Genomic DNA, 26,116 nt, shown 5'->3' with positions numbered 1-26,116 from the left:
TAACTACCGCCAAGAAAATAAAGAGGAATTATGACAGTATCAAAAAATTGGAAAATCATGCCAAAGGACCTTTTCAACATGGGACCTATTGTTCCTGTACTGGTAATTAACAAGGTTGAAGAAGCAATTCCTATTGCTGAAGCGCTATTAGCTGCTGATGTAAAAGTATTAGAAGTAACTTTACGTACACCTGCGGCACTTGATGTGATTAGTATCATTGCCAAAGAACTGCCTGAAGCAATTATTGGCTCAGGTACAGTGACCAATCGTCAGCAGTTACAACAGTCATATGATGCCGGCGCTAAGTTTGCTATCAGTCCAGGTTTAACCAAAGATTTGTTACAAGCAGGTAATGAAGGTAATATCGCTTTAATTCCTGGAATCTCATCCATCTCAGAGCTTATGGATGGCGCGGATTATGGTTATGATCATTTGAAATTTTTTCCAGCAGAAGCCTCTGGTGGTGTTAATGCGATTAAATCTATTGGCGGGCCTTTCCCCGGTATTCGCTTTTGTCCAACTGGCGGTATTAATTTAAATAATGTTCGAGACTATTTAGCTTTACCTAATGTTGTTTGTTGTGGTGGCTCATGGTTGGTATCAAGTCATATTGTTGATAATAAAAATTGGTCTGAAATTACTAAATTAGCTCGGCAAGCGCTAACACATGTGAGATAAATAAACTGTTAATGTAAAGCCTTGGTCATCATTTACAATTTTAAGCATTAAAAAAGCCAGTCATTATAAATAATGACTGGCTTTTTTTAAACCTTAGCTTCGAACTAATTATTTCAAATATTAGCCGGCTTATTGATTGTTTTGTGCCATTTTTAAACGTTCAGCCATTGATAGTGGCTCATCTTTAGATTTTTTAACTTCAACTTTATCTGCTTTCTGAGCTTTTTCTACTTTCTGAACTTTCTCTGTTTTCTCTACTTTAGAGTCACCTTTAAATACAGATTTCATCATGTTTTTCATGCCATTGAAGCTATCTTTAGGTGAGTGATTGGCTTCGTGTGTATCATATAAAAGTGATTGAGAAGCAGGCTTTTCAGCTTTTCCAACTTCTTTTTTCTCTGTTTTTACGGCAGCGGGAGCATCTTCAACTTTTGTTTCTTCAGGCTCAATACGTCTATGGGGTGTTGCTAACTTTGCTTGAGCTAGCTTTGCTTTACTACCTTGAGCACTCTCTGCAGATGCTCTATTTTCAGTGTCGTATGGCATTGCTGTACTTTGGTTACATGAAGGCATGAAAATGTCATTTGAGCTCATTCTATGATCAAAATCGTCAACTACTTCAGACATTTCTTTTTCTGCAATATGTACAGCATCTTTAACTTGAGATAACTTACGACTTAAACTTTTATATTTTCTCTCAATGTTATCGATAGCACCTTGAACATCTTCATTTAAGTTTTTAGTTAGGTCTTTATAATCAACTATTTGCTGTTCGAACTTAACAAGAGATGACTGACTATGGTTAATACTATCGTCAATAGAGGTTAATTTTGTCTCTAAACGTTGCTTCTTAGCTAAAAATTTATCAGAAATTTCTTTTGGAATTAATGGTGCCTGCACTGTTGGGGGCAGTACATCGACAAACTCACTGATACAATTGACAGGCTTCCATTGATTAAATGATGGGTGCCAACCATAAACATTAGGGTTGCTGGCTAAATAATCTTTTGCTGCGTCTAAATCTAATGGGGCAGTTACTTCACCATTATTTGAAAAAAACCATTTTTTCATTGTAAGTACTCTTATCTGTTAACTTCGGTTCTATAATTAATACGATGTACAACTTAGCTGATATTTAAACAGTAAAAGTTATTAGTAATCAGTTTTAATTACGTTAGCTAGGTTCTTTTGTAGCGAAGCATATTGCTCTTCAATTGTCTTGACTACCACTCTAACTTCTTCTGTTAAGTTATGAGCAGTTTGGCCATAATTATCTAACTCGGTGTCTATTTCATATAAAGAGTCTGAAGTGATCTTAATTGTTTTGTCGATACGATCCAATGTGGTAAGTAATTCTTTTTCTTCGCCAATTAAATCATCTATAAGGCCACTTGGTATTTCAATTGGTGGCGGCGGCGGGGTAATAGATATTTCAAATTCATCGATGCAACTAACCGGTACCCAATGGGTATAAGAGGGATGCCATGCATATAAGTCAGGATTTTTTGCAATTAATTTATTTGACTCTTTTAGCCCTAAAGGCCCTGTTACTTCACCATTGTCAGAAAAAAACCATTTTTTCATAATAATTATTACTCTCTTTTTTATCTGTCACCTTACTATTAATAAATAACAGTAACGACATATCAAATTTATTAACAGTTGGCCTTTTAGCTTACACCATTTAACGTTAGCCAAAGCTAACAGTCAAGTCCTTTGTTAATGCTAAGTTATAGTCTTGTATAATCTTTACTAGAAACCTTGTACATACTTCGTAATATTTATGTGATTTTTGAATAACAACGTTGGTATTATTAACTACTAAAGAACGAGTACATTATTAGTACTTGTAAGGTTTTTATAATGATGATATCAGTTAAAAGCTAATTAAAAGACATAAAAAAGCCAGTTATAATAATGATAACTGGCTTTAAGGTGGTACGGTACGCGTATTGTTACGGTTTAGTTGCCAGCGCACCACTACGATTTACTACATCAGCAGTTATAGCAGTTCTACCTGATGACTGATGGGCTACCCTGTCACTATCTGCCATAGAGCTTGTTGGTATCTCATTAATAGTAGTGATGGTTTGCGTTTTTGTCATAGGCGCTGTTGCGCGGCCCGAAAGACGGTTGGCTTTCTTAACTTGCCTAGCCAGTTTTTTATCTTTAGGAGCCGACTTCTTAGCTGTTGGAACTGTTTTCTTAGCTTGTGGCTTAGTTTTTTCTACTGGGGCTTTAGTATTGCTATCAGAAATTTCAACGATAATATCTTCCGCGGCTTTTGGTTCAGTAGTTTCAGGTGATGGACTTTTTACTTCTGATTCCGTTTTAACTTCGATAGTATCGTCAACAACTTGTGCCTTTGTTTCAACTAGCTCTTGCACAAGAGCCGGTTCTTCTTTTTGCTCTAAAGGTAGCTCTTGTTGAACTTCTGTTACAGGCTTAGCATTATCGTCTATAGACACTTCTTCAACGATAGGCATGTCTGTTGTAGTCTCTACTTGCTCATCAACAGATACTTCAATTGCTGTTACTTTTACCTCTGGCACAAGAACTTCTTCAACTGCTGCTACTTTTACCTCTGGCACAAGAACTTCTTCAACTGCTGCTACTTTTATCTCTGGCACAAGAACTTCTTCAACAGCTGTTACTTTTACCTCTGGCACAAGGACTTCTTCAACAGCTACATTTTCAATAACAACTTCTTCAGTAGTTATACGTTCAGTTACTACGTCATTTGATGAGGTATTAACTTGCTGTTGCTCTGCTGTCTCAACTGTTACAGCTTCAACTTCAACTGTAGCTGGATAACGTGCTTCTACTGATTCATTAGCCGTTACTTGTTCAGCGGCTAATGGCTGATTTTCTGGTGAAGCTTCAGTATTATTGCGACGACGACGTTGTCCATTTGCTCTTAAATGTCTAGGTGAACGTCTATTCCGTGGTCTATCTTCATTATTCGTGTCATTAGTTACAGCTGAACTATTAAGGCTTTCATTATTAATAGCTTTAATTTCTGTTACAACTTCGGCACTTACAACAGCTTTATCTGTAGGTTTTATACGTACGTTCTTCCGATTAGTTCTACGTTGACGACGTTCAGCGACCTTTTCTTCTCTTACGACTTTTTCGTTAGCCTGATTGTCATTTTTACGTGGCTGCCTCTTCGTTTTGTTTTGTTCCACTTCACGGCTAGGGCGAGCATTTCTTGTTTCATTTTGCTTGCTAGCTGAACCCTCACCATTGCGATCAGTACGTTCATTACGGTTACGGTTACCACCTCGGTTATTACGACGATTACCTTGTTGACTGTCGCGTCTTCCCTGTGAACGTCTAGGTTTTTGAGTTGTGTCTGTCTCTTTTACTTCTTCAACGACTTCTGTCGTCACAAAAAGGCTCTTCAACCAAGAAAATAAGCCGGTAGGCTTAGTTTGCTTAATTTGCTTAATTTGCTTAGTTTGTTTAGTTACAGTAGTTTCAGCTTTTACCGGCGCACTTTTAGATTTAGGTGCCCTTGTAGGAGATGTCATGCCTTGAATCAATGGTTCATCGCGCTTCGTTGCCGCTTTATCAAACTTAGGCATCTTAGCTTCTTCAAGTTCAGCTTGTTTTACGGGGAGTTCATAACTCGCTTCAACGACAGTTTCATCATTCTTCACACGTAATACTTCGTATTGCGGCGTATCCATATGAGGATTAGGAATGATTAAGACTCTAACGTTATGATGTTTTTCAACATGCATAACTGAACGGCGTTTCTCATTTAATAAGTAGGTGGCCACAGGTACTGGTACTTGCGCTTGAACGTGCAAGGTATTGTCTTTAATGGCTTCTTCTTCCATTAAACGTAATACTGATAAAGCTAAAGACTCAACGCCGCGTACATGACCTGTGCCGCTACAGCGAGGACATACACCCTGGCTTGTTTCACCAATAGAAGGACGTAAGCGTTGGCGAGACATTTCTAATAAGCCAAAGCGAGAGATTTTACCTAGTTGAATACGAGCTCTATCTTGATGAACTGAATCACGCATTCTGTTTTCAACTTCACGTTGATGGCGTACTGGCGTCATATCGATAAAATCAATAACGACCAAACCACCTAAATCACGTAAACGTAATTGACGAGCAATTTCTTCTGCAGCTTCTAAGTTAGTATTAAAAGCAGTTTCTTCAATGTCACTACCTTTAGTTGCACGCGCAGAGTTGATATCAATCGAGGTCATAGCTTCGGTAGGATCAATAACAATTGAGCCGCCAGAAGGTAGACGTACTTCACGTTGAAATGCTGTTTCGATTTGCGTTTCAATTTGGTAATGCGTGAATAAAGGCACATCACTGGTGTAAAGTTTTATTTTGTTTAAGAAATCAGGGCGTACCACTTCAATGTGTTTTTTAACACTTTCGAAAGTTTTAGGGCGATCAATTAATACTTCACCAATATCACGACGTAAATAGTCACGAATCGCACGTAAAATAAGATTTGTTTCTTGGTGGATTAAGAAGGGCGCTGGGCGGGTTTTTGCTGCATCACTAATTGCTTGCCAGTGATGTAAAAGTACATTTAAATCCCATTCAAGTTCGTCGTAATCTTTACCTACGCCAGCGGTTCTTACTATTAACCCCATGCCTTTTGGCAATTCTAACTTACTTAAAGACGTTTTTAGTTCAGTACGTTCATCACCTTCGATACGTCGTGATATACCACCTGCTCGAGGATTATTTGGCATTAAAACGAGATAACTACCGGCGAGACTGATAAATGTAGTCAGTGCAGCACCTTTTTGGCCACGTTCTTCTTTATCTATTTGAACGATAACTTCTTGGCCTTCACGCAAAACTTCTTTAATGTTCGGTCGGCCTTGGAAGGTATAACCTTTAGGGAAGTATTCACGCGCAATTTCTTTCATTGGTAAGAAACCATGGCGATCAGCGCCATAATCAACAAAAGCTGCTTCTAAAGAAGGCTCGATACGGGTGATTTTTGCTTTATAAATATTAGATTTTTTTTGCTCGTGACCAGGGCTTTCAATATCTAAATCGTAAAGTTTTTGGCCATCTACTAGTGCTACGCGCAATTCTTCTGATTGGGTAGCGTTAATTAACATACGTTTCATAGTTTGTCGGACTCATTTTTAGTCACAACACACCATTTGCTTAGGACACAAAGCAATCTGTTTTTCTGGTAACAGCAGTTTGTCAGCCTCACGGTTGTCACGGTTAACCTGTCATAAAACCAGGTTAAGCTGTTATAAATTCTGATTGTTTCTCAATATCACTGCCTTAATCAAGCTAGGCAATGCTAATTCATTTCTTTATGTGCTCAGCGTGTGTGCTGTGCAAAATACCAGCTTAATATCGCTTTGGTATTATTTTATAAAATTGCTTTATGGTGCTGGGCTAATAACATTTCATAAATCAAATTGTTAAAACTGTTTATGCTTTTTTGACAATCTATAGCGAGTAGCCATCAAAGTGATAACTACCTGTGTCAATTAATGCAATAGGCCGTACTATCAGCATGTCTTATTTTTATGATGTTAACGCCTAAAAAGGTACAGTTAACAAAATAAAATGTCGCATACTAATGTGGCCGCAGTTTGCCTCTTACGTCTCTCTTTAAAGCTTCTAGGGTTAAATTGTTACGTTGATTAGCCTAATGTTAGTTTTTTCATATGGCTGTTTAATACGGTGTTAGCGTTAAATATCAACTAATAACCCTTTTATTATCCCACTATCTTTGTTTATTAGCTAATAATAAAGGAAGTTAATTGCATTATTCGCTAAATAAAATGTGTTAAACTGCCGTTATGAAAGAAATTAATAGCCAAAAAGCCAATCACGTGCATAAAAACAAAGCAAAGACTCAACACCGCTCAGTTGAAAAAAAGACTCAGCATGCCAATAAACCTGTTGTAAAGAAGATAAAGCATTCAAATAAGCCTGCTGCACAAAAGACGCAGCAAGCAAGTAAACCTGTTGTAAGAAATACCCAGCATGAAAAAAAACCTGTTGAAAATACTGCGCATATTAACAGTGCAGAAGAAGTGGAAAGACCTAAAGTGCGCTATATCACTATAGATAGTGAAGATGCAGGGCAACGAATCGACAATTTTCTATTAAGAACCCTTAAAGGTGTTCCTAAAAGCCATCTTTATCGCCTTATGCGTAAAGGTGAAATCAGGGTTAATAAAAAACGAATTAAACCAGTTTATAAGTTAGCCATTAATGATGAATTACGCATTGCTCCCATCAGAGTTTCTGAACAAAAAGATGCAGTTTCTACCGGGTTAACTATTGTTGCTAATTTAGAAAAGCAAATACTGTTTGAAGATGATAGATTGATTGTTATCAATAAACCTTCGGGTATGGCTGTGCATGGCGGTAGCGGTTTAAGTTTTGGTCTAATAGAGGCACTTCGTGCATTAAGACCAGAAGCGCGCATGTTAGAATTAGTTCATCGATTAGATCGAGACACTTCAGGCTGCTTACTTGTTGCTAAAAAACGTTCAGCCTTGCGAAATTTGCATGAACAATTTCGTGATAAAAATGTACAGAAATTTTATCACGCATTAGTTAAGGGGCATTGGCCAACTAAATTGACTCGTGTTACTGAAGCATTAAAGAAAAATGATTTAAAGTCAGGCGAACGTGTTGTCGTTGTTGATAACCAACAAGGTAAAGAGTCTGAAACTCGTTTTAGAGTATTAGAACGATACCGTGGCGCAACCTTAGTAAGAGCTTTCCCTGTCACAGGAAGAACACATCAAATACGTGTTCATTGTCAAACGAGTGGCCATTGCATTGCTATGGATGCAAAATATGGCCATGAAGAGTTTGATGAACAGATGAAAAGCAAAGGTCTGAAAAGGTTGTTCTTACATGCCGCTAGTATTGAGTTTACTCACCCTAAAACTGAACAACGATTGAAAATTGAAGCGCCACTTGAGTCAAGTTTAGAACGATTACTCTCTAAGTTGGTAAAGGAATAATGCTTATCCCTGAATACAAATTAGTTATTTTTGATTGGGATGGTACCTTGATGGACTCTATCGGCAAAATAGTCTCATCAATGCAAGCAGCAGCTCACGTTTGTCAGTTAGATATTCCGACAGTGATACAAGTAAAAGATATAATTGGCTTAAGTTTACCTAAAGCACTTAGGATTTTATTTCCTCATTGCGTAGAAGATGAAATAAACGCGATGCTTGACCAATATAAATATCAATATATAGAAGGTGATAATACACCAACACCTTTATTTGATAATGCGCTAGAATTATTAAAGGCACTTAAAGGTGATGATAGGTTACTCGCTGTTGCAACCGGTAAAGGTCGACAAGGTTTACAGCGTGTTTTTGGTGCTACGCATACGGAACACTTCTTTCATGCATCACGCTGCGCTGATGAAACACTTTCTAAACCAGATCCTCAAATGTTATTAAGCTTATTAGCTGAGCTAAATGTGCGAGCTGAGCAAGCTGTTATGATTGGCGATAGTCAACATGATTTGGAAATGGCTCAAGCTGCAGGTGTTGATAGTATAGGTATTACATTAGGCGTTCATGATAGAGCGATATTAAATAACTATCAGCCTAAAGCTATTGTTGATTCACTCAGTGAGTTACAACAGTTATTATTACCAGTTTAGGATGTGAGCTAGAGCAAGCGCACTTGAGCACCAAAGTTTATAGGGTTTTCTACATTTCATAGTTGTTAGGTAGGATAGTTCTTTTTCTTTTTTGGGTGCAGGGCGCCATCACAAGGTCAAAGAAGTTAAGGATATAGCCTATTTTAAAGGCTATATGTTCAAAGATCACTGATAAGGGATTAAGTGCGTTAGCTGTAACGGTGAGAAAGCTAACTCCTTATCGTTTTCAATGGCACTTGAAATAACACTTGAAATAGAAAAAAAGGCAGTACCATTAACGATACTGCCTTTTTCTTATTATTGTCTAACGCTTCTCAGCACTGGACATACACTATGGTGTGTTTTTTTGCTCAGCTAATACATCGATCCCCTGTTGCTTTAATAAGCCAACAAGCTTAATTAAAGGTAAACCTATTAAGGTATTTGGATCATCTCCTTCAAGTTTGCTAAATAAACATATACCTAATCCTTCACTTTTGAAACTACCTGCACAATTATATGGCTGCTCTGCATTAAGGTAGTTTGCTATTTCCTCTTGGCTTAAAGCATTAAAGTGCACAGTGAAAGGTTCAACTAATGAGGCAGCTTTATCATTTTCACTGTCATAAACACAAAGGCCAGTATAAAAGGTAATACTTTTACCACTGAATTTAGTTAATTGGCTAACGCCGTTATCAAAATTATGAGGTTTACCTAAAATTTCTCCTTCACATACGGCAACTTGATCAGAGCCAATAATGAGAGCACTTGGATATTCTGCTTTAACCGCTTTTGCTTTTTCAATAGCGAGGCGTTGCACTAAATTTTGCGGAAGTTCTCCAGGTAACGCACTTTCATCGATATTAGGTTTTGCACAGTTAAAAGGTAATTGCAGCTTTTCTAAAATGGATTTACGATAAGGGGAAGTAGAGCCGAGTACTAAGGGTTTCATATTTAGCCTTTTAAAGGGTGATAAATGGGTGAGTCTGTAATGATAATGACATTGCTTATTTAGCGAACAAACGTTTTTTAAATAAACAATTATTATGTAATTATTGCTATTATTGGGGCTATCTTGAGCTTTTAAACGAAATAGTGCAATTTTCTTTTGACACTTGCTTATAGGGACTATAATATGCGCGCCTTATGCAGAATCTTAAACTTCCAATAACAATTAGCCCATCCCGTAGTGCACAAAGAAGACTTGTGTGTGAAGGTGTGTTTAAATTGTCAGATATGACTCGATTACTTGCTGAATGCGAAAGCCGAAGCGATGAAGTCAAAGTTAGTGTTAAGTTTGATGTTGATGAACGTGGTTTGACAGTAATGTCAGGTACGAGCTCGGCGTTAGTTGCATTAACTTGTCAGCGGTGTAACGAAAATTTTGACCATTTACTAAAAGTAGAGTTTACTTTTAGTCCGGCCAAAAATGAGGAAGCCGCTGAAAAAATTCCGTCATATTATGACGTAGTAGAATTAGATGAAAATGGTGAAGTAAACTTACGCGAATTAATAGAGGAAGAGTTCATGCTCATGATTCCATTAATTCCACGGCATAAAATTCAAGACTGTCCAGCAGATGCTGATTCAGTTTGGGGTGAATTGCCAGAAGAGCTTGAGAAGCCAAATCCATTTGATATATTAAAACAATTCAAGTAGTTAATAAGCATATAGCCCTTTAACTAATAACCGATTTAGGAGAAACTCATGGCAGTTCAAAAAAGCAAAAAGTCTCGTTCAAGACGTGGCATGCGCCGTTCACATGATGCAGTTACACCAGAAAACTTATCAGTAGATCCAGTATCAGGTGAAACGCATCGTCGTCACCATGTAACTGCTGATGGCTTTTACAAAGGCGTTAAAGTAATCGCTGTTTAAGCGATTACTTCGTTATAGTAAAATAGTTTGGGCTAACTAGCTTGAGCTTAAATACTAATCTAACCATAGCGTTAGATGTTATGGGGGGCGATCAAGGCCCCTTTATAACTATTTCTTCAGCAATAATGGCAATAAAACATCAGCCTAAATTGCACCTCATTTTATGTGGTGATGAAATCATCATTACAGAAACTCTTGCTCGTCTTAAAATCTCCAAAGAAAAATTTGCTAATCATAAACAATTAAGCCTTTTTGCGACTTCACAAGTTGTCTTAATGACAGATAAACCTATTGTAGCTTTGCGTACCAAAAAAGACTCATCAATGCGTAAAGCACTTGATCTTGTTCATGATGGGCAGGCACAAGCTTGCGTCAGTGCTGGCAATACTGGTGCACTATTTTCCATGGCACATTTTGTCTTAAAGAACTTACCAGGGGTAGAGCGCCCAGCACTTATTTCATCATTGCCTACCCATGATAAAGACAAACATGTCTTTATGCTTGATTTGGGCGCTAATGTCTTTTGTGACTCCCATGTATTATATCAATTTGGTGTAATGGGCTCGGTAATGGCCGAGCAAGTAGATGGCATTAGTAAACCACGAATAGCCTTACTCAATATGGGTGAAGAAGCCATCAAGGGCAGCGACCATATAAAGTTGGCGGCATTGGAATTAACTGACAATAAAGATATCAATTACGTTGGCTTTATTGAAGGTAATGACATTTTTTCTAATAAAGCAGATGTTATCGTCTGTGACGGTTTTGTTGGCAATGTCACTTTAAAAACTTGTGAGGGTGTGGCCCGCTTAGTTTATCAAAAATCAAAAACAGCCTTTAGTGCAAGCTTATTAGCTAAATTGTTCGGCTCCCTGTTAAAGCCTAGCTTTAAAAAACTATTTAAAACTATGAACCCCGACCAGTACAATGGCGCAAGTTTGATAGGATTACGCGGTATAGTGGTTAAAAGCCATGGTAATGCCAATACAGGAGCTTTTTTTGCCGCTATTATGGAAGCAGTCAAAGAAGTGGAAAGGCAAGTGCCTGAAAAAATAAAAAGCTCTTTAGAACATGGTTTTTCTGCTCGATAACGATTCTTAATCAAAAGAACAAATATATTCCACTACATCGCTTTTCATTTTAAATAAAACAACAAATAATCAGATTCACTGAAAAGAACTTAAATAAGAGTATCAATATGCAAAACAAATTAGCATTCGTTTTTCCTGGACAGGGCTCACAAACTGTTGCCATGCTCAGTGATTTTACCGAAAATACTTTAGTACAAGCGACTTTTGAAGAAGCCTCTAAGGCATTAGGTTATGATTTATGGCAATTGGTTGCGCAAGGCCCAGCCGAAAAGCTTAATCAAACCAATTTTACCCAGCCAGCATTATTAACCGCCAGTGTTGCTTTATGGCGCGTTTGGCAAGCTGAGTCGGATGTAACTCCTGACGTTATGGCTGGCCATAGTTTAGGTGAATATTCAGCACTGGTTTGTGCGGGTGTTTTTTCTCTTAGTGAAGCCGTAGTACTTGTTGAAAAACGTGGTGAATTCATGCAAGCCTGTGTTCCAGCAGGTACTGGCGCAATGGCAGCGGTTATTGGTCTTGCTGATGATGAAATTATTAATGCCTGTGAAATGGCAAAAGAAGCACAAGTTGTATCAGCTGTTAATTTTAATTCTCCAGGGCAAGTAGTCATCGCTGGTCATAAAGAAGCAGTTGAGCGTGCTGGGATATTGTGTAAAGAAGCGGGTGCTAAACGTGTTTTACCTTTACCGGTAAGTGTACCATCACATTGTGCTTTAATGAATGATGCGGCTACTAAGTTAGCTGTTGAGCTAGATAAAGTTACCTTTAACGTGCCGGTCATAAATGTGGTAAATAATGTTGATGTTGCTAAAGAAATAACAAGCGAAGCAATCAAAGCCGCGCTGGTTAAGCAATTATATTCACCTGTACGTTGGAGCGAGACTATCAGTCAACTTGCCAGTGAAGGTATCGATAAAGTCGTTGAAGTAGGTCCGGGTAAAGTATTACAAGGCTTAAATAAACGCATTAACAAATCACTAAAAAGTGTTAGCTTCAACAGTAACGATACTTTGCAACAAGTAAAAGATCTTATTAATAGTTAAATAACAAAACAGTTAATTTTAAATCGTTGCTAAATATTGATGCAATAAGTGTCAGGTATTAGCAAAATATTATTAATGCACATAACTCGTTAACTTGTTCTGCCAGTTAGCGTTATAAAACAAAAAATAGTAGGTATACATATGTTTTCATTAGAAGGTAAAGTCGCTTTAGTTACTGGCGCAAGTCGCGGTATAGGTAAAGCTATAGCAGTACAATTACAAGCACTTGGTGCAACGGTTATTGGCACAGCGACATCAGAAAATGGCGCAAATAACATCGCTGAATATTTAACTGCAGATAATGGCAGTGGCATGGGTTTAGTATTAAATGTAACAAATGATGAATCAATCAAGGCAATGTTTGCTGCTATTAAAGAAGCACATGGTAGCATTGATATTTTAGTGAATAATGCTGGCATCACTCGTGATAATTTATTCATGCGAATGAAAGACGAAGAATGGTCGGATATTATTGATACTAACTTAACTTCTGTATTTAAAGTCAGTAAAGCGGCAATTCGTCCTATGATGAAAAAACGCACTGGTCGAATCATAAATATAGGCTCTGTTGTAGGTACTATGGGTAATGCTGGGCAAGTAAACTATGCAGCTGCTAAAGCAGGCCTATTAGGCTTTACAAAAGCGTTGGCACGTGAAGTTGCTTCTCGCGGTATTACAGTAAATACTGTTTCACCAGGCTTTATTGATACTGATATGACACAAACGTTAACTGATGAGCAAAAAGAGGGTATTTTCGCTCAAGTTCCTGCAAATCGTTTAGGTAAACCTGAAGAAATAGCCAGCACAGTGGCGTTTTTAGCCTCAGATGCAGCAGCTTATGTGACGGGTGAAACAATACATGTCAATGGTGGTATGTACATGGTGTAAGCCACATTTATTATGGCCTACATTGTTTTTTAATAATATTTTTCAATAGTTCAACAGGTTAGACCAGATAAAAAAGTGAATTAGAAGCTTGCATGGCGAGCTGTTGACGAATACACTACACACAATTTGAAAAAATGCACTTTCAGTAAAGGAAAAAAAATGAGTAATATCGAAGAACGCGTAAAAAAAATCACAGTTGAACAACTAGGTGTTAGTGAAGCAGAAGTAAAAATTGATTCATCATTCGTTGATGATTTAGGTGCTGACTCATTAGACACTGTAGAATTAGTTATGGCGTTAGAAGAAGAATTTGATACTGAAATTCCTGACGAAGAAGCTGAAAAGATCACTACAGTTCAAGCAGCAATCGATTACGTTACTGCTAACCAGTAATTGTTAATAAGTTCGATTTGATCGGGCTTAGTAAAATAATAAAAGCGGTATACTTAATTGTAAGTGACCGCTTTTTTTTTATCTTTAATATGACGATAATACTTAATTTAAGGGTAATTTAAGCCTTAATTTGGGTAATAAAATTAATTTTCGGAGGCCGCTCTGTTATGAGACGTGTAGTAGTTACTGGTATGGGTATGCTTAGCCCTTTAGCCAACACCGCAGAAGAAACTTGGCAAAATTTACTACTTGGTAAAAGTGGTATAGCTAATATTGACCATTTTGATGCCACAGATTATCCAACTAAGTTTGCTGGTTTAATAAAAGATTTCGATGCTCAAAACTATATGGAACGAAAAGAAGCCAAGAAAATGGATCTTTTTATTCAATATGGTGTTGCTGCTGGTGTGCAAGCTTTTAAAGATTCAGGTCTGGAAGTAACGGAGCAAAATGCTCCTCGTATTGGTGTTGCTGTAGGCTCTGGTATTGGCGGTCTAGGATTAATTGAACAAAACCATAATAAGTTGTTAAAAGCTGATGGTAATCCACGTAAATTATCGCCATTTTTTGTACCATCTACCATCATTAATATGATTGCAGGTCACATCTCTATTATGTTTGGTCTGCAAGGTCCAAATATTGCTATCACCACTGCATGTACTAGTGGTGTTCATAATATTGGCCATGCAGCGCGTATGATTGCTTATGGAGATGCCGATGCAATGGTTGCAGGTGGTGCTGAGAAAGCATCTACTACCCTGGGTATGGGCGGTTTTGGTGCAGCTCGCGCTTTATCGCGTCGTAACGATGATCCAGAGGCTGCATCGCGTCCTTGGGATAAAGACCGAGATGGTTTTGTTCTTGGTGATGGCGCGGGTGTTATTGTTGTCGAAGAATATGAACATGCTAAAGCACGTGGCGCAAAAATTTATGCTGAGCTGGTGGGTTTTGGTATGAGCGGTGATGCTTATCACATGACATCACCACCTGAAAATGGTGATGGAGCAGCGCGAGCTATGCAAAATGCTATTAATGATGCAAAAATTGATATCAGCAAAATTGGCTATATCAATGCTCATGGTACTTCTACACCTGCGGGCGATATAGCTGAAACGAATGCTGTTAAAACTATCTTTGGCGCGGAAGCAAAGAACGTTATGATGGGCTCTACTAAATCTATGACCGGACATTTATTAGGTGCGGCAGGTTCAGTTGAAGCCATTTTTAGTATTCAAGCATTAATGAATAACCAAGTCCCGCCGACGATAAACCTAGATAACCCAGATGTGGGTTGTGATTTAGATTATATTGCCGGTGCAGCGCGTGATGTTGAACTTGAGTATGTGCTTTGTAACTCCTTTGGTTTTGGCGGTACTAACGGCTCCTTAATATTTAAGAAAGTATAATGTAGCGACATAAAAGTAATATAAATTACTTGAAAAAGAATAAGTAAGCCTGAATACTAGCCTCAACTTTGAGGAAGTCTTCAGGCTTTTTTATGTCATATTAATTATTAATATAGTGACAACCAATGAAATATTGCTCGATAAATGGTCAACAACAAACAGAAATAGCGGTAACCGAACGCGGTTTAGCTTACGGTGATGGACTATTTACCACGGCAAAGGTTGTTAATGGCCAAGTAATATTACTCGATAAACATATTGAAAGATTAACGTTAGGTTGTCAGCAATTAAAGTTTACAGCGCCACCAATGGCAAACTTAACTACACAATTGCAAGCGGTTGCTGCAACTTATCCGCTTGCGGTCTTAAAAGTGATGATTACTGCAGGTAGTGGTGGCAGAGGTTACTCAAGAGTAGGATTAAGTGAAAATGCCACTAATGTCATTATCATAGTGTCAGATTTCCCCAGCCATTATGAAGAACTAGCACAAAATGGCATTAGTTTAGGGGATAGTAAACAACAGCTATCGACTAGCCCAATGCTCGCGGGATTAAAGCACCTCAATAGACTCGAACAAGTGTTATTAAAGGCTGAGCTTGATGACCGTATTGAAGATGACCTAGTAGTAACTAATTGCCAAGGTAATGTCATAGAGGCAATCAGTGCTAATTTATTTTACTGGTTAGATGGACAATTATACACCCCGGATTTATCAATTTCTGGAGTCAATGGTATTATTAGGCAGGCTATTTTAGCCAAATACCCACAAATTAATATCTGCAACACTAAGTTAGCTGAGCTTAAACAAGCACAAGCAATGTTTATCTGTAATTCTTTGATGGGCATTATCCCCGTAAAAACGTACAATAATCGCATACTAACAATTGATGATGTGCAGCGAATGCAAAAGCAAATGAAAGGCTTTATCTAACCGATCTATCTCTAGGTATCCATCACATATATTTTTAAAAAGGACAGGGTGTGCTCAAAAAACTAATTCTTCTTATTTTGTTAGCATTGCTTAGCGTAGCGGCGACTTTAGCTTACCAATTTGATAAAGCTCTGACTACACCGCTAGCCATTGTCCAAGATAACTTTTTAAAAGTGTCTTCAGGCAGCTCTATCAGTTCTTTTGCTAAGCAATTAGAACAAAAACAGTGGATAACTACGCGCTTTTGGCTGAGAAATTATGGTCGATTATTTCCACAAAAAGCTAATATTAAAGCGGGTACCTATCTAGTCGCTAAAGGCACAAATTTAGGGCAATTATTAGTCCAGCTTGTTGAGGGTAAAGAGTATCAGTTTTCAGTTACTTTTATTGAAGGAACTCGCTTTAAAGATGCCTTAGTTATTCTGGCAGAACACCCGCAAATTAAACAAAGTGTTCAAGATAAAACGGTTACTGAAATAGCAACAGAGCTGGGGATTGATTCAATAAACCCAGAAGGTTGGTTATTTCCAGATACTTATGCCTTCACCGCAGATACTTTAGATTTAACATTATTAAAACGCGCCTACACAAATATGCAGGCACAATTAAATGAATTATGGCAACAAAGAGCGGATAACTTACCCTATAAAACGCCTTATCAAGCCTTGATTATGGCCTCGATAATAGAAAAAGAAACCAGTTATGTGGCAGAGCAACCGTTAATATCATCGGTTTTTGTTAATCGATTGCGAAAGAAAATGCGTTTACAAACAGATCCGACGATCATTTATGGTTTGGGGGATCGTTATAAAGGTGACATTACTCGCGCACATAAACGAGAAAAAACCGCTTATAACACCTATAGAATAAATGGTTTGCCACCAACACCGATTGCATTGTCAGGTCTGTCAGCGATTAAAGCTACTTTACACCCAGCAACAAGTGATTATTTCTATTTCGTTAGTAATGCTTACGGCAAGCATGTATTTAGTAAAAATTTAGCTGAGCACAATCGCGCTGTTAGGGATTACTTAAAGAAACAAAGACAAAAAAGAACAGAACAAAATTAACAAGACTGTTCGTTTTGGTAAATTACACAATTAATTCAATTTAAAATATAACTGACCAAGGTAAAAGCAAGAATATGTCTACAGGAAAATTTATTGTCATTGAAGGCATGGAAGGTGCTGGTAAATCCTCGGCTATCGCAGTAATAGAAAATACTCTAAATAAACAAGGTATTGACTATGTTAATACCAGAGAGCCAGGTGGCACGCCTTTGGCTGAATCCTTACGTGACATGGTTAAGTCGGTTGATCACCAAGAAAAACTGACGGTAGAAACAGAATTGTTACTTATGTATGCTAGCCGTAGTCAATTGCTTGCCAACAAAATATTGCCAGCATTAGCCGCAGGGAAGTGGGTAATTGGTGATCGCCATGATTTAAGTTCTCGTGCCTATCAAGGCGGCGGTCGAGGCTTTGATGAAAAGATTATGAATACCATTGCTGATATTACTTTAAAAGGCTTTCGTCCTGATATCACTCTCTATTTAGATATAGACCCACATATTGGTCTATCTCGTGCTAAAGCACGAGGTGATCTCGATCGTATTGAATTAGAGCAGATGGAGTTTTTTATTCGTGTTCATAATAAATACCGTGAGTTAGCCGCACAAGATACATCTATTGTGACAGTTGATGCTGCGCAAGCAATGTTACAAGTGCATCAAGATATAGAACAAGCTGTGATCGAATTTATCACGAAAACAGACTTGGATTAGAGAGTTAACATGTTACCGATTTGCCGCGAAAAGCAGGTACAATTAAGCCGACAATATCAGCAAAACACCTTGGCTCATGCGATTATATTGCAAGGTATAGCTGGCACGGGTAAAGACGCTTTGGCAAAGTGGCTAATTGAGTTATTAATATGCCAACAGCCTATAGCAACAAATGATTCAGTTGATGAAGGCAGTATTAGTCAAGCTTGTGGGCAATGTAAAGCCTGCTTGCTAAAAAACAGCGGTAGTCACCCAGATCACTTATTACTTACCAGTGAGAATAAAACCTTAGGGGTTGATGATATTCGCCGCGGTAATGCTTTTTTAGAAAAAACAGCACACCTTGGTCTAGTGAAAACCATATTAATACCGCAAGGCCAACTAATGACTATTGCTGCTGCCAACGCTTTATTAAAGACATTAGAAGAGCCAAGCGCGAACAGTTATATTGTTTTAATTACCGATGACCTTGAGTGTTTATTACCTACTATTGTTAGTCGGTGTGCAGTGTATGCTATTCGACCTATGGTTGGTGCGGCGCTACTAGCCCAACTTAAAATATCATCCAATAATCAACTATTGTTATCGAATGCTGAAAATAACGTAATTACAGTCAACTCCACTGCTTTTATTAACTTATCCCAATTGCCAGAATTAACTGATGAAGTGATTTTTCAAGAGTTTCAAGACTTTAATGAATATTTTTTAGACTATTTAGCATATGGTCAAAGTGAGAGTAAAGTACTTAGTCAACTCATTGATAATAAACATGCATTACGTTGGTTAGAAAAAATAATTTGTAACCTTGTCAGACAAAGCTATCTTACCAGTGACAGTAATAAGGCTGAAGCAGTGGCACATCAAAAAATTCCTGTACAGTTACTTAATCAAGTATATCAAGCTATCATCAGTAGTCATAAACTGATAAAGTCTTATACGCAAACTAACCGACAATTTGTCGGTGAACAGCTACTTATGACGATAAATGATATCGTTAGACCATCGACATAGGAGAGCAACTTGGTTCCATTAAATGTAGAGTTTCATTCAGAGCGTGATTTATATCTTGGTTTTATGCCTTTCCTTAAGGAAGGTGGTGTTTTTGTCCGTACACCACGCCAGTATGAACTAGGCGATGAAGTTGAATTACATATACTATTACCAGATGCGTTGGAAGAATCAACGGTTCAAGGTGAAGTGTGTTGGTTGACCCCTATTGGCGCACAAAACGGTACTCCCCCAGGTGTTGGTGTTACTTTTGTTAAAGACCCTGAAAAGGTTCGCCATCAAATTGAGCAAATAATTGCTCGACACTTAAACTCTTCAGAGCCAACCTTAACCATGTAATTTGGTTTCTTTGTCATAATATAAGTAAATGACAAAAATTAAAATCATAACTAAACCTTTTAAAACACAGGAGTTCCTCGTTGTTTATAGATTCTCATTGCCATTTAGATCGCCTTAATTTATCTCTATATGATAACAATTTGGATAATGTTATCCAGAATGCAGCCGTAGCTAAAGTAGATAAACTCCTTTGTGTTAGCGTAACATTGGCTGACTTTCCTGAAATGGCCGAAAAAACGGCTCATTATAACAATGTTTATCTTACCTGTGGGGCTCATCCATTAAATCAAGAAGACGAAATAGTGCCTGAGCAGTTATTAGCACTGAGTAAAGATGAACGTGTTATTGCTATTGGTGAAACAGGGCTAGATTATCATTACGCGCCTGAAACAAAAGCACTGCAACTCGATTCATTTAAAAAACATATTCAGGTTGCTAAAGCATTGAATAAACCACTTATTATTCATACCCGAGCAGCGCAAGAAGATACTTTAACATTACTGCGTAGTGAGGGGGCAGAGCAGGTAGGTGGCATTCTGCATTGCTTTACTGAAAGTTGGGAGATGGCTGAGCAAGCGATAGCACTTGGCTTTTATATTTCATTTTCAGGGATAGTGACTTTTAAAAATGCTACAGCATTAAGAGAAGTCGCCGCATTAGTACCCGATGATAAATTTTTAATTGAAACTGATGCACCTTATCTGGCACCAGTACCTCACCGCGGTAAAGAAAACCAACCCGCTTTTGTGGTTGAAGTAGCTAAACACTTGGCGAGTATTCGAGGGCAATCGGTAGAACAGATAGCGAAGCTTTCTAGCGATAATTTTAATCGCCTTTTTAAGTTATAAGGGATGGGTAATGACACTTTTTTAGTTAATTTTAGCTAAAAAAATGCCCAAACATATGTTTGGGCTCAAGGATTGGCTCAAGGGGTTTGAGCCGTGCGCTAATTAACCATTATCTGGTAAATAAGATAAAAACAAAAACAAAAATAAACTAGGGTTTATCATCCTGTTTACTAACACCTTAGCAAGAAAAACTTTACTTCTTGCTAAGCTTGTGTAATTAAGTGTAGTGTAAGTTTTTTAAATAGCGAATGTTTTTTTTATTATTTTATATCTGTTATTAATACAATAAGTTAGCTTGTTTTTTACTCTGTAATTGTGCTTTCGAAGTGGTTTTTATTAACAGCCGTAGCACTGCTTTTTCACACCTTTTACACAGGTTTTTCACAGATCAATTCATTACTCATTAATAAACTTATTTGCATCATAAATTACGATATTCATCGTTGATTATCACAACACAACAAAAGTCATCGGCTACCAAGGTTGAGCTACTTTTACGCCGTTTTGGGTAATAAAGCTAAGCTTTCCTCAGCAAAACCAACTCCCGCTTCAGTATAAAAGTTAAATACTTTATCAATGCCGAATTCTTCAAGTTGTAAACGCTCATCATCGTAACGTGCTACTGCTGCAATTTTACCTTTATAATTAGCTGCATTTAGCTGTGTTGTAATGCTAATGGCATCTTGTACTGAAGGCAGGGCGAGTAACACTAATTCGAGTTGCGAAACATCGATACTCTCCCAAAAGTGAATATCTTCAGCATCACCATAATAGGCTTCCACTCCTTTGCTGGTTAACCATGTTATTTTTTCTTTATCGGCATCTAAGCCCCACGCAGGGTTAGTACTATGGCTATTAATGGCTTGATAAGCTCCCATACCAACTCTTCCCATACCGACTATAACGATAGGTCGCTGACAAGGTTGACAAAAGCTATCCTCTGCAAGTTTGATTTGGCGCTCAAAGCGAGATAAAAAACCTCTATGTTTAGCGAAAAGTGTATGGGCAAATCGATAAATGACATTGGTTAAAATAAATGAAATGGCTACGCTTAACGCTAAGATCACCAGCCAATCATTACTTAGCCAGCCAGCAGTTACACTCAGCGCGCCAACAATTAAACCAAACTCACTGAAATTACTTAACGATAAAGCGCCGAGAAATGCACTACGACAACGCATTTTTAATAAACTGAAAATTCCATAGAACATCATAAATTTAATAGGGATTAATAAGACTAGTAAACTCGCTAACCCTAACATCTCTAATGTTGGTATAGCGGTAAAGCCTATGGATAAAAAGAAACCGATTAAAAAAATGTCTTTAAAACTCATTAAGGCTTTATTAATTTCAGTCGCTTTAATGTGCGAAGCCAAGAACATACCAACAAGCAAGGCGCCTAAATCGCCTTTGATATTCACTAATTCAAATAACTCATAACTACCTAAAGCCAAGAAGAAACCCATTAAAGGAATTAACTCACCGTGGCCAACATGACTAATAAGTCTATTAATAAGGGGCTTTATTAGAAATAAGCCAAATAATGAAAATGCCCAAACTGACGGTATTTTACCTGTAGCGACAACTAAAAAAGCAACAGCAATAATATCTTGAATAACCAAAATACTGACGGCTAACTTACCGTGGCGAGTTCGCATTTCACCATTTTCTTCTAGTAATTTAATCACGCAGACGGTGCTGCTAAAACTTAAAGCAAAAGCGATTAAAGCCGCTGTCATTAAATCTAAATCACTAAAGTAACTCACAGACATAAAGGCCAGTAACTTAACAAATGTTACGGTAACAACTATCCATAATAGAGTATGTAAAGAGCAGCCTAACCAAACTTCTGTTTTAAAAAGATTTTTTACGTTGAGCTTCAAACCAATGGTAAATAACATGATGGTAATACCAAGATCGCTTAATAAACTTAAGCTTTCATCCGCTTGATACCCGGCTATGTTTAGAATAAATCCAGCGGCTAAGAAACCAATTGAAGGGGGTAATAGAATTGTTTTTGCCGCTAAGCCGCAGATAAAAGCGAAAAGTATCCAGATAAAGTCCATAGCATTGCTCTAATTAAGGTTGTTGTACTAAGCCGATTGAGTATTTTGAAAAATGCCAGCGTATGTTTCGACAATTGTAAGCCTAAAAGATAATACTCTGTATTGGTAAATGTATAAGCAAACACTCTTTTTATTAGTATGAAGTTTACCTTAAATACAAGCCCTTATACCAATTAAATTGTTTAAGTAGTACAAGGGGGTATGGTGGTTTTCGCTGAAAAATGGAGGGTTTTTCCTAATTGTTAGATCTTGGCTCTTAGTACGCGAATCTATTCAGCTATTACTTTTCACGGCTTAGCCACTTATCAATTTCACTATACATAAAGTCACGAATGATTGGCTGAGCTTTAGCATTTGGATGCAAGTTATCATTGAGCATTAAAGCATTGTCTACGGCAATGTCTGTCATGAAATAGGGCATTAGGTAAGCGTTGGTTTGTTTTGTTACCTTGTTATAACTATCGGTAAACATTTGACGATATCTTGGCCCTAAATTGGGTGGTATTTGAATTTCCATTAAAGCCACTTTTGCCCCATGCTGCTGGCTTTTGGTAACCAATTGAGTTAAATGTTTTTGCAACAATTTAACCGGAAAGCCTCTGATACCATCATTGCCACCCAATTCAATGAGCACATGACTCGGTTTGTGCGTGTTAAGCCAAGCATCTATTTTTAATAAAGCGTTATCAGTAGTTTGACCACTAATAGCGGTATTGATGATGGTGATAGGTTTATTATCCTCTTTATATTTATTTTGTAACAAATGAACCCAAGCTTGGGCTTGCTCAAGCCCATAGCCAGCGCTTAAGCTGTCACCAATAAGTAAAATTTTGTCATTTGCATAACTTGTAAAAGACAGGTTTGTCAAAATTAAGATAATAATAGATTTTAGGAAACAGCGTGTCATGTCAGTACTTTCTCAGTTAAATGTTATTCAAGTATCGAGTCTTACTAAGCGTGTTAGTACGCTCGAAGGAAGCCTCACTATCCTTAGCGATATTAACTTTTCTGTCAAGTCAGGAGAGTCAGTAGCTATTGTTGGCGCGTCAGGCTCAGGCAAGTCAACCTTATTGAGTTTATTGGCTGGTTTAGATGTGGCGAGCGAAGGCGATGTTCACCTCGATGGTGAAGCCCTGAGTACACTTGATGAAGAAGCTCGTGCTCGGGTTAGGGCCCAGAAAATTGGCTTTGTCTTTCAGTCATTTATGTTGGTGCAAAGTTTAACCGCACTGGAAAATGTTATGCTACCCGCTGAACTTGCAGGCGACCATGATGCAAAAGACCAAGCTATTGAGTTGCTTGATAAAGTGGGGCTGTCACATCGCCTTGAACATTATCCATCACAATTATCAGGAGGAGAGCAACAAAGAGTTGCTATCGCCCGGGCATTTATTGGCTCACCCAAGATACTTTTTGCTGATGAACCTTCTGCCAACTTAGACAGTAAAAATGGTCACCTTATTGAAACGCTACTTTTTGATTTAAATAAGCAAAATGGCACTACCTTAGTACTAGTGACTCATGATGAACAATTAGCAAAAAAATGCCAACGCATTATCCATATTGAAGGTGGACAACTAGAAAAAATCAGTGAAGGGGCAGCTGCTAATGTGGGTTAAACTGGCTTTTAAGTTATTTTCACGAGAATTTAGGCGTGGTGAGTTAACCATTATTTTTTCTGCTATTGCCCTAGCAGTACTTACTGTCTTTAGTTTATCTTCAATTACTGAACGCATTAGTTTAAATATTGCACAAAAAAGTAGTGATTTTATAGCCGGTGATCGTCGCTTATCAAGTAATCATGCTTTCGATCAGCAAGTACTCACACAAGCCAAGCAGTTTGGTTTAAAAACAGCCAAAATGCTTTATTTTGATTCTATGTTGTTTGCCAACGATGAATTAGTTTTAGGCTCAGTAAAAGCAACAACGGCTACTTATCCCTTAAGAGGAAAAGTTACCATCAAGGACAACCTTACAGGCTTGGATTATGAAGTCGATTCAGGTCCTAAGGCTGGTAATGTATGGCTTAGTGAAGGTTTGTTTTATACACTTAATGTCAAAGTAGGTGATACGGTTGAGCTGGGTGCAGGCAACTTTCAAGTCAGTAAAGTATTGGTAAAAGAGCCAGATGCACCCTTTTTCTCGTTATCGGGCAATAAACGCGTATTATTAAGTTATGCTGATATCCCAACAACACAGGCTGTGCAAGCGGGTAGCAGAGTATTTCATCGCTTACTGTTTGCAGGTAATGAGCAGCAGTTAAGCGATTATTATGGCTGGTTAAAGCCACAATTAAAAAGTAATCAGACTTGGGAGGGCATTAAAGATCGGCAATCTCCCCTTGGTAATAATTTAGATCGAGCTGAACGCTTTCTATTATTAGCAGGCCTCTTTGGCATTATGTTAGCAGCAGTAGCTATGGCAGTTTCTGCGAAACGTTATTGTGAACGTCAATATGATCCCGTTGCCATGATGAAAACTCTGGGTGGTAGTCGTAAGGTTATCCGTAATATCTTTCTTTTACACCTTAGCTTAGTCACCTCATTTTCTATAGTGGCAGGTCTACTCATTGGTTTTATCTTGCAAACTCTTGGCGCGGATTATTTGGCAACTTTTATGGGCACAGCATTACCTCAAGCTGGCATCCGCCCTTGGTTGTTATCTAGCCTTATTGGTCTTGTTTGCGCCATGATGTTTTCATTAAAACCGTTACTGGACTTATTCGATATTCCGCCACTGAGGGTATTACGCCGTAACTTAGGTGATACTTTAGCTGTGAGCCGAATTCATCTTGCTTTATCATTTATGACTATTTTCGTTTTAATGTGGATATTTAGCGGTGAGATAGTTACGACGTTAATTTTGTTTGCCTCAACGTTATTAGTTATTGGCGTATTATTTGTTATATCTCGGTTACTATTTTCTGCAGGTCGGAAGTTAGGACTTAGACCAGGTTCTAGCTGGTCTTTAGCGATAGCGACATTACAAAAAAGAGCTAATGCTAATGCTATTCAGCTGATCAGTTTTGCCTTAGCAATTAAGCTAATGTTATTTTTGGTTGTTTTAAAAAATGACATTATTACAGACTGGCAAATGCAAGTACCTCAAGGCGCACCTAATATGTTTATCATTAATATTAGTGAGCAAGAAGTAGAGCCAATCAAGCAGTTCTTTACCGACAATAATATAGTTCATGAAGCTTTTTACCCGGTTTTTAGTGGCCGTGTTGATGCGGTAAATGGTGAAGAATTCGCCCGACGAGTATCAAAACAAGAAGGTGAAGAAAAAGACGAAGATGCGAGAGAAGGTGTTAGTAGAGAGCCTAATTTAACCTGGTTAGAGGATTTACCTGAAGGCAATGAAATAACAGCAGGGCAGTGGTTCACTGATGCAGGTACTGGTGGTGATGATATTGAAGTGTCTGTTTTTGAAGGTTGGCAAGAAGTTCTCGGCCTCGAATTAGGTGACACCATTACACTCCTAGTGAATGAGCAGCCAATAGATGCAAAAGTCACTAGTTTTAGAAAAGTAGACTGGGGCACATTGAAACCTAATTTTGTTATGATTTTGAGTCCTAATATGGCCGGAAAAGTTCCCGTTACCTACTTTAGTGCTGCAAAACTTGAAGACCAACATACCAAAGATATTAGTCAGTTATTACAGCGTCACCCTACCATAAGTATGATTGATATTAAGTCTCAAATTGAGCAAGCTCAATCAATTATTGCCCAGGTTTCATTAGCGATAGGTTTTGTTTTATCTATTGTCTTAGTCAGTGGTGCGTTAGTACTTATTTCTCAAGTGCAAGCCAGCTTGGCTGAGCGCATGCAAGAAGTGGTTATATTGAGGACTTTAGGCGCTAAAAGTCGACTAATAAAACTAGCGACGCTTTATGAATTTATGCTGTTAGGGGCTATTGCTGGCTTAGTTGCTGCGATAGTAAGTGATATTGCTTTACTGGTTATTCAACAGCAACTCTTTGATATCGCAGGGCGCCTTCACCCTTATATATGGTTGTTAGGACCGGTAAGTGGTGCACTGTTTGTTTCAAGTATTGGTTATTTTATGGTTGCTAACACGATGAGACAAAACACCCAAGGATTGCTAAGAAAACTTGGTTAATCACC

At 37.9% G+C, this 26,116-nt stretch carries 24 protein-coding genes; 18 read left to right on the top strand and 6 right to left on the bottom strand.

Translation table 11 applies throughout. The features are described 5' to 3' along the window. The first annotated feature begins 30 nt into the window (after nt 1-30). Nucleotides 31-678, top strand: a complete 648-nt coding sequence (locus GAB14E_RS02035; protein ID WP_033084292.1) for a bifunctional 4-hydroxy-2-oxoglutarate aldolase/2-dehydro-3-deoxy-phosphogluconate aldolase — start codon at nt 31-33, stop codon at nt 676-678. A gap of 129 nt (nt 679-807) precedes the next feature. Here the strand turns inward: GAB14E_RS02035 and GAB14E_RS02040 are convergent, their stop codons facing one another. The 3 genes from GAB14E_RS02040 to rne all read right to left on the bottom strand — a co-directional run bounded on the left by GAB14E_RS02040 (nt 808) and on the right by rne (nt 5,798). Beyond that, nucleotides 808-1,749: a DUF4339 domain-containing protein gene (locus GAB14E_RS02040; protein ID WP_033084291.1), complete on the bottom strand. Its 942-nt coding sequence runs from the start codon at nt 1,747-1,749 to the stop codon at nt 808-810. An 81-nt stretch (nt 1,750-1,830) separates the two neighbouring features. Further along, nucleotides 1,831-2,262 carry a DUF4339 domain-containing protein gene (locus GAB14E_RS02045; protein ID WP_033084290.1) on the bottom strand — a complete coding sequence of 144 codons (432 nt, stop codon included), beginning with the start codon at nt 2,260-2,262 and terminating at the stop codon, nt 1,831-1,833. Nucleotides 2,263-2,633: 371 nt separating this feature from the next. Further along, nucleotides 2,634-5,798 (bottom strand): ribonuclease E, encoded by a 3,165-nt coding sequence (rne, locus tag GAB14E_RS02050; protein WP_033084289.1) that lies wholly within the window; start codon nt 5,796-5,798, stop codon nt 2,634-2,636. A 693-nt stretch (nt 5,799-6,491) separates the two neighbouring features. Here rne and rluC point away from each other — a divergent pair. Together rluC and GAB14E_RS02055 are read left to right on the top strand one after the other, a co-directional pair. Continuing rightward, nucleotides 6,492-7,673 (top strand): 23S rRNA pseudouridine(955/2504/2580) synthase RluC, encoded by a 1,182-nt coding sequence (rluC, locus tag GAB14E_RS0123520; protein ID WP_231562120.1) that lies wholly within the window; start codon nt 6,492-6,494, stop codon nt 7,671-7,673. Next, a complete protein-coding gene (locus GAB14E_RS02055; RefSeq protein WP_033084288.1) occupies nt 7,673-8,332 on the top strand; it encodes an HAD-IA family hydrolase in 660 nt (219 codons plus the stop codon). Before rluC ends, GAB14E_RS02055 begins: the two co-directional genes overlap by 1 nt. A gap of 331 nt (nt 8,333-8,663) precedes the next feature. On the opposite strand, the gene GAB14E_RS02060 is transcribed toward GAB14E_RS02055, so the two are convergent. Beyond that, entirely contained in the window at nt 8,664-9,263 is a 600-nt protein-coding gene (locus GAB14E_RS02060) for a Maf family protein (RefSeq protein WP_033084287.1), read from the bottom strand. A 194-nt stretch (nt 9,264-9,457) separates the two neighbouring features. Between GAB14E_RS02060 and yceD the strand changes: the two genes are divergently transcribed. The 13 genes from yceD to GAB14E_RS02125 all read left to right on the top strand — a co-directional run bounded on the left by yceD (nt 9,458) and on the right by GAB14E_RS02125 (nt 19,923). Further along, a complete protein-coding gene (gene yceD / locus GAB14E_RS02065) occupies nt 9,458-9,970 on the top strand; it encodes a 23S rRNA accumulation protein YceD (protein WP_033084286.1) in 513 nt (170 codons plus the stop codon). A 48-nt stretch (nt 9,971-10,018) separates the two neighbouring features. Next, nucleotides 10,019-10,189: a 50S ribosomal protein L32 gene (gene rpmF / locus GAB14E_RS02070; protein ID WP_033084285.1), complete on the top strand. Its 171-nt coding sequence runs from the start codon at nt 10,019-10,021 to the stop codon at nt 10,187-10,189. A 41-nt stretch (nt 10,190-10,230) separates the two neighbouring features. Beyond that, the gene (plsX, locus tag GAB14E_RS02075) at nt 10,231-11,280 is read left to right on the top strand and encodes a phosphate acyltransferase PlsX (protein ID WP_033084284.1); all 1,050 of its coding nucleotides are present in this window, start codon (nt 10,231-10,233) and stop codon (nt 11,278-11,280) included. A gap of 107 nt (nt 11,281-11,387) precedes the next feature. Further along, nucleotides 11,388-12,326, top strand: a complete 939-nt coding sequence (gene fabD, locus GAB14E_RS02080) for an ACP S-malonyltransferase (RefSeq protein ID WP_033084283.1) — start codon at nt 11,388-11,390, stop codon at nt 12,324-12,326. Between the two features lie 141 nt (nt 12,327-12,467). Next, entirely contained in the window at nt 12,468-13,214 is a 747-nt protein-coding gene (fabG, locus tag GAB14E_RS02085) for a 3-oxoacyl-ACP reductase FabG (protein WP_033084282.1), read from the top strand. Nucleotides 13,215-13,373: 159 nt separating this feature from the next. Continuing rightward, complete coding sequence (acpP, locus tag GAB14E_RS02090; protein WP_011043112.1) at nt 13,374-13,607, top strand: acyl carrier protein; 234 nt, start codon at nt 13,374-13,376, stop codon at nt 13,605-13,607. Between the two features lie 167 nt (nt 13,608-13,774). Continuing rightward, nucleotides 13,775-15,013 (top strand): beta-ketoacyl-ACP synthase II, encoded by a 1,239-nt coding sequence (gene fabF, locus GAB14E_RS02095; protein WP_033084281.1) that lies wholly within the window; start codon nt 13,775-13,777, stop codon nt 15,011-15,013. A 125-nt stretch (nt 15,014-15,138) separates the two neighbouring features. Continuing rightward, entirely contained in the window at nt 15,139-15,945 is an 807-nt protein-coding gene (gene pabC, locus GAB14E_RS02100; protein WP_033084280.1) for an aminodeoxychorismate lyase, read from the top strand. Nucleotides 15,946-15,995: 50 nt separating this feature from the next. Then, a complete protein-coding gene (gene mltG / locus GAB14E_RS02105) occupies nt 15,996-17,015 on the top strand; it encodes an endolytic transglycosylase MltG (RefSeq protein WP_033084279.1) in 1,020 nt (339 codons plus the stop codon). A gap of 74 nt (nt 17,016-17,089) precedes the next feature. Continuing rightward, a complete protein-coding gene (gene tmk / locus GAB14E_RS02110) occupies nt 17,090-17,728 on the top strand; it encodes a dTMP kinase (RefSeq protein ID WP_033084278.1) in 639 nt (212 codons plus the stop codon). A gap of 9 nt (nt 17,729-17,737) precedes the next feature. Next, entirely contained in the window at nt 17,738-18,739 is a 1,002-nt protein-coding gene (locus GAB14E_RS02115) for a DNA polymerase III subunit delta' (RefSeq protein WP_033084277.1), read from the top strand. 9 nt (nt 18,740-18,748) lie between these two features. After that, nucleotides 18,749-19,075 carry a PilZ domain-containing protein gene (locus GAB14E_RS02120; RefSeq protein ID WP_033084276.1) on the top strand — a complete coding sequence of 109 codons (327 nt, stop codon included), beginning with the start codon at nt 18,749-18,751 and terminating at the stop codon, nt 19,073-19,075. A gap of 80 nt (nt 19,076-19,155) precedes the next feature. After that, a complete protein-coding gene (locus tag GAB14E_RS02125; RefSeq protein WP_033084275.1) occupies nt 19,156-19,923 on the top strand; it encodes a TatD family hydrolase in 768 nt (255 codons plus the stop codon). A gap of 494 nt (nt 19,924-20,417) precedes the next feature. Here the strand turns inward: GAB14E_RS02125 and GAB14E_RS02130 are convergent, their stop codons facing one another. After that, on the bottom strand, nt 20,418-21,989 hold the full coding sequence (locus GAB14E_RS02130) for a cation:proton antiporter family protein (protein ID WP_033084274.1): 1,572 nt from the start codon (nt 21,987-21,989) through the stop codon (nt 20,418-20,420). 280 nt (nt 21,990-22,269) lie between these two features. Then, nucleotides 22,270-22,896, bottom strand: coding sequence for an arylesterase (locus GAB14E_RS02135; RefSeq protein WP_033084273.1), 627 nt, complete (start codon nt 22,894-22,896; stop codon nt 22,270-22,272). Between GAB14E_RS02135 and GAB14E_RS02140 the strand changes: the two genes are divergently transcribed. Then, nucleotides 22,895-23,608, top strand: a complete 714-nt coding sequence (locus GAB14E_RS02140) for an ABC transporter ATP-binding protein (protein WP_033084272.1) — start codon at nt 22,895-22,897, stop codon at nt 23,606-23,608. The genes GAB14E_RS02135 and GAB14E_RS02140 overlap by 2 nt on opposite strands. After that, nucleotides 23,598-26,111 (top strand): ABC transporter permease, encoded by a 2,514-nt coding sequence (locus GAB14E_RS02145; RefSeq protein WP_033084271.1) that lies wholly within the window; start codon nt 23,598-23,600, stop codon nt 26,109-26,111. Before GAB14E_RS02140 ends, GAB14E_RS02145 begins: the two co-directional genes overlap by 11 nt. Nucleotides 26,112-26,116: the final 5 nt, after the last annotated feature.

It is taken from the genome of Colwellia psychrerythraea, from assembly GCF_000764185.1.
Taxonomy (GTDB): Bacteria; Pseudomonadota; Gammaproteobacteria; order Enterobacterales; family Alteromonadaceae; genus Colwellia; species Colwellia psychrerythraea_B.
The sequence above is the reverse complement of the archived record's forward strand: the minus strand, read 5'-3'. Positions and strand labels throughout refer to the sequence as shown.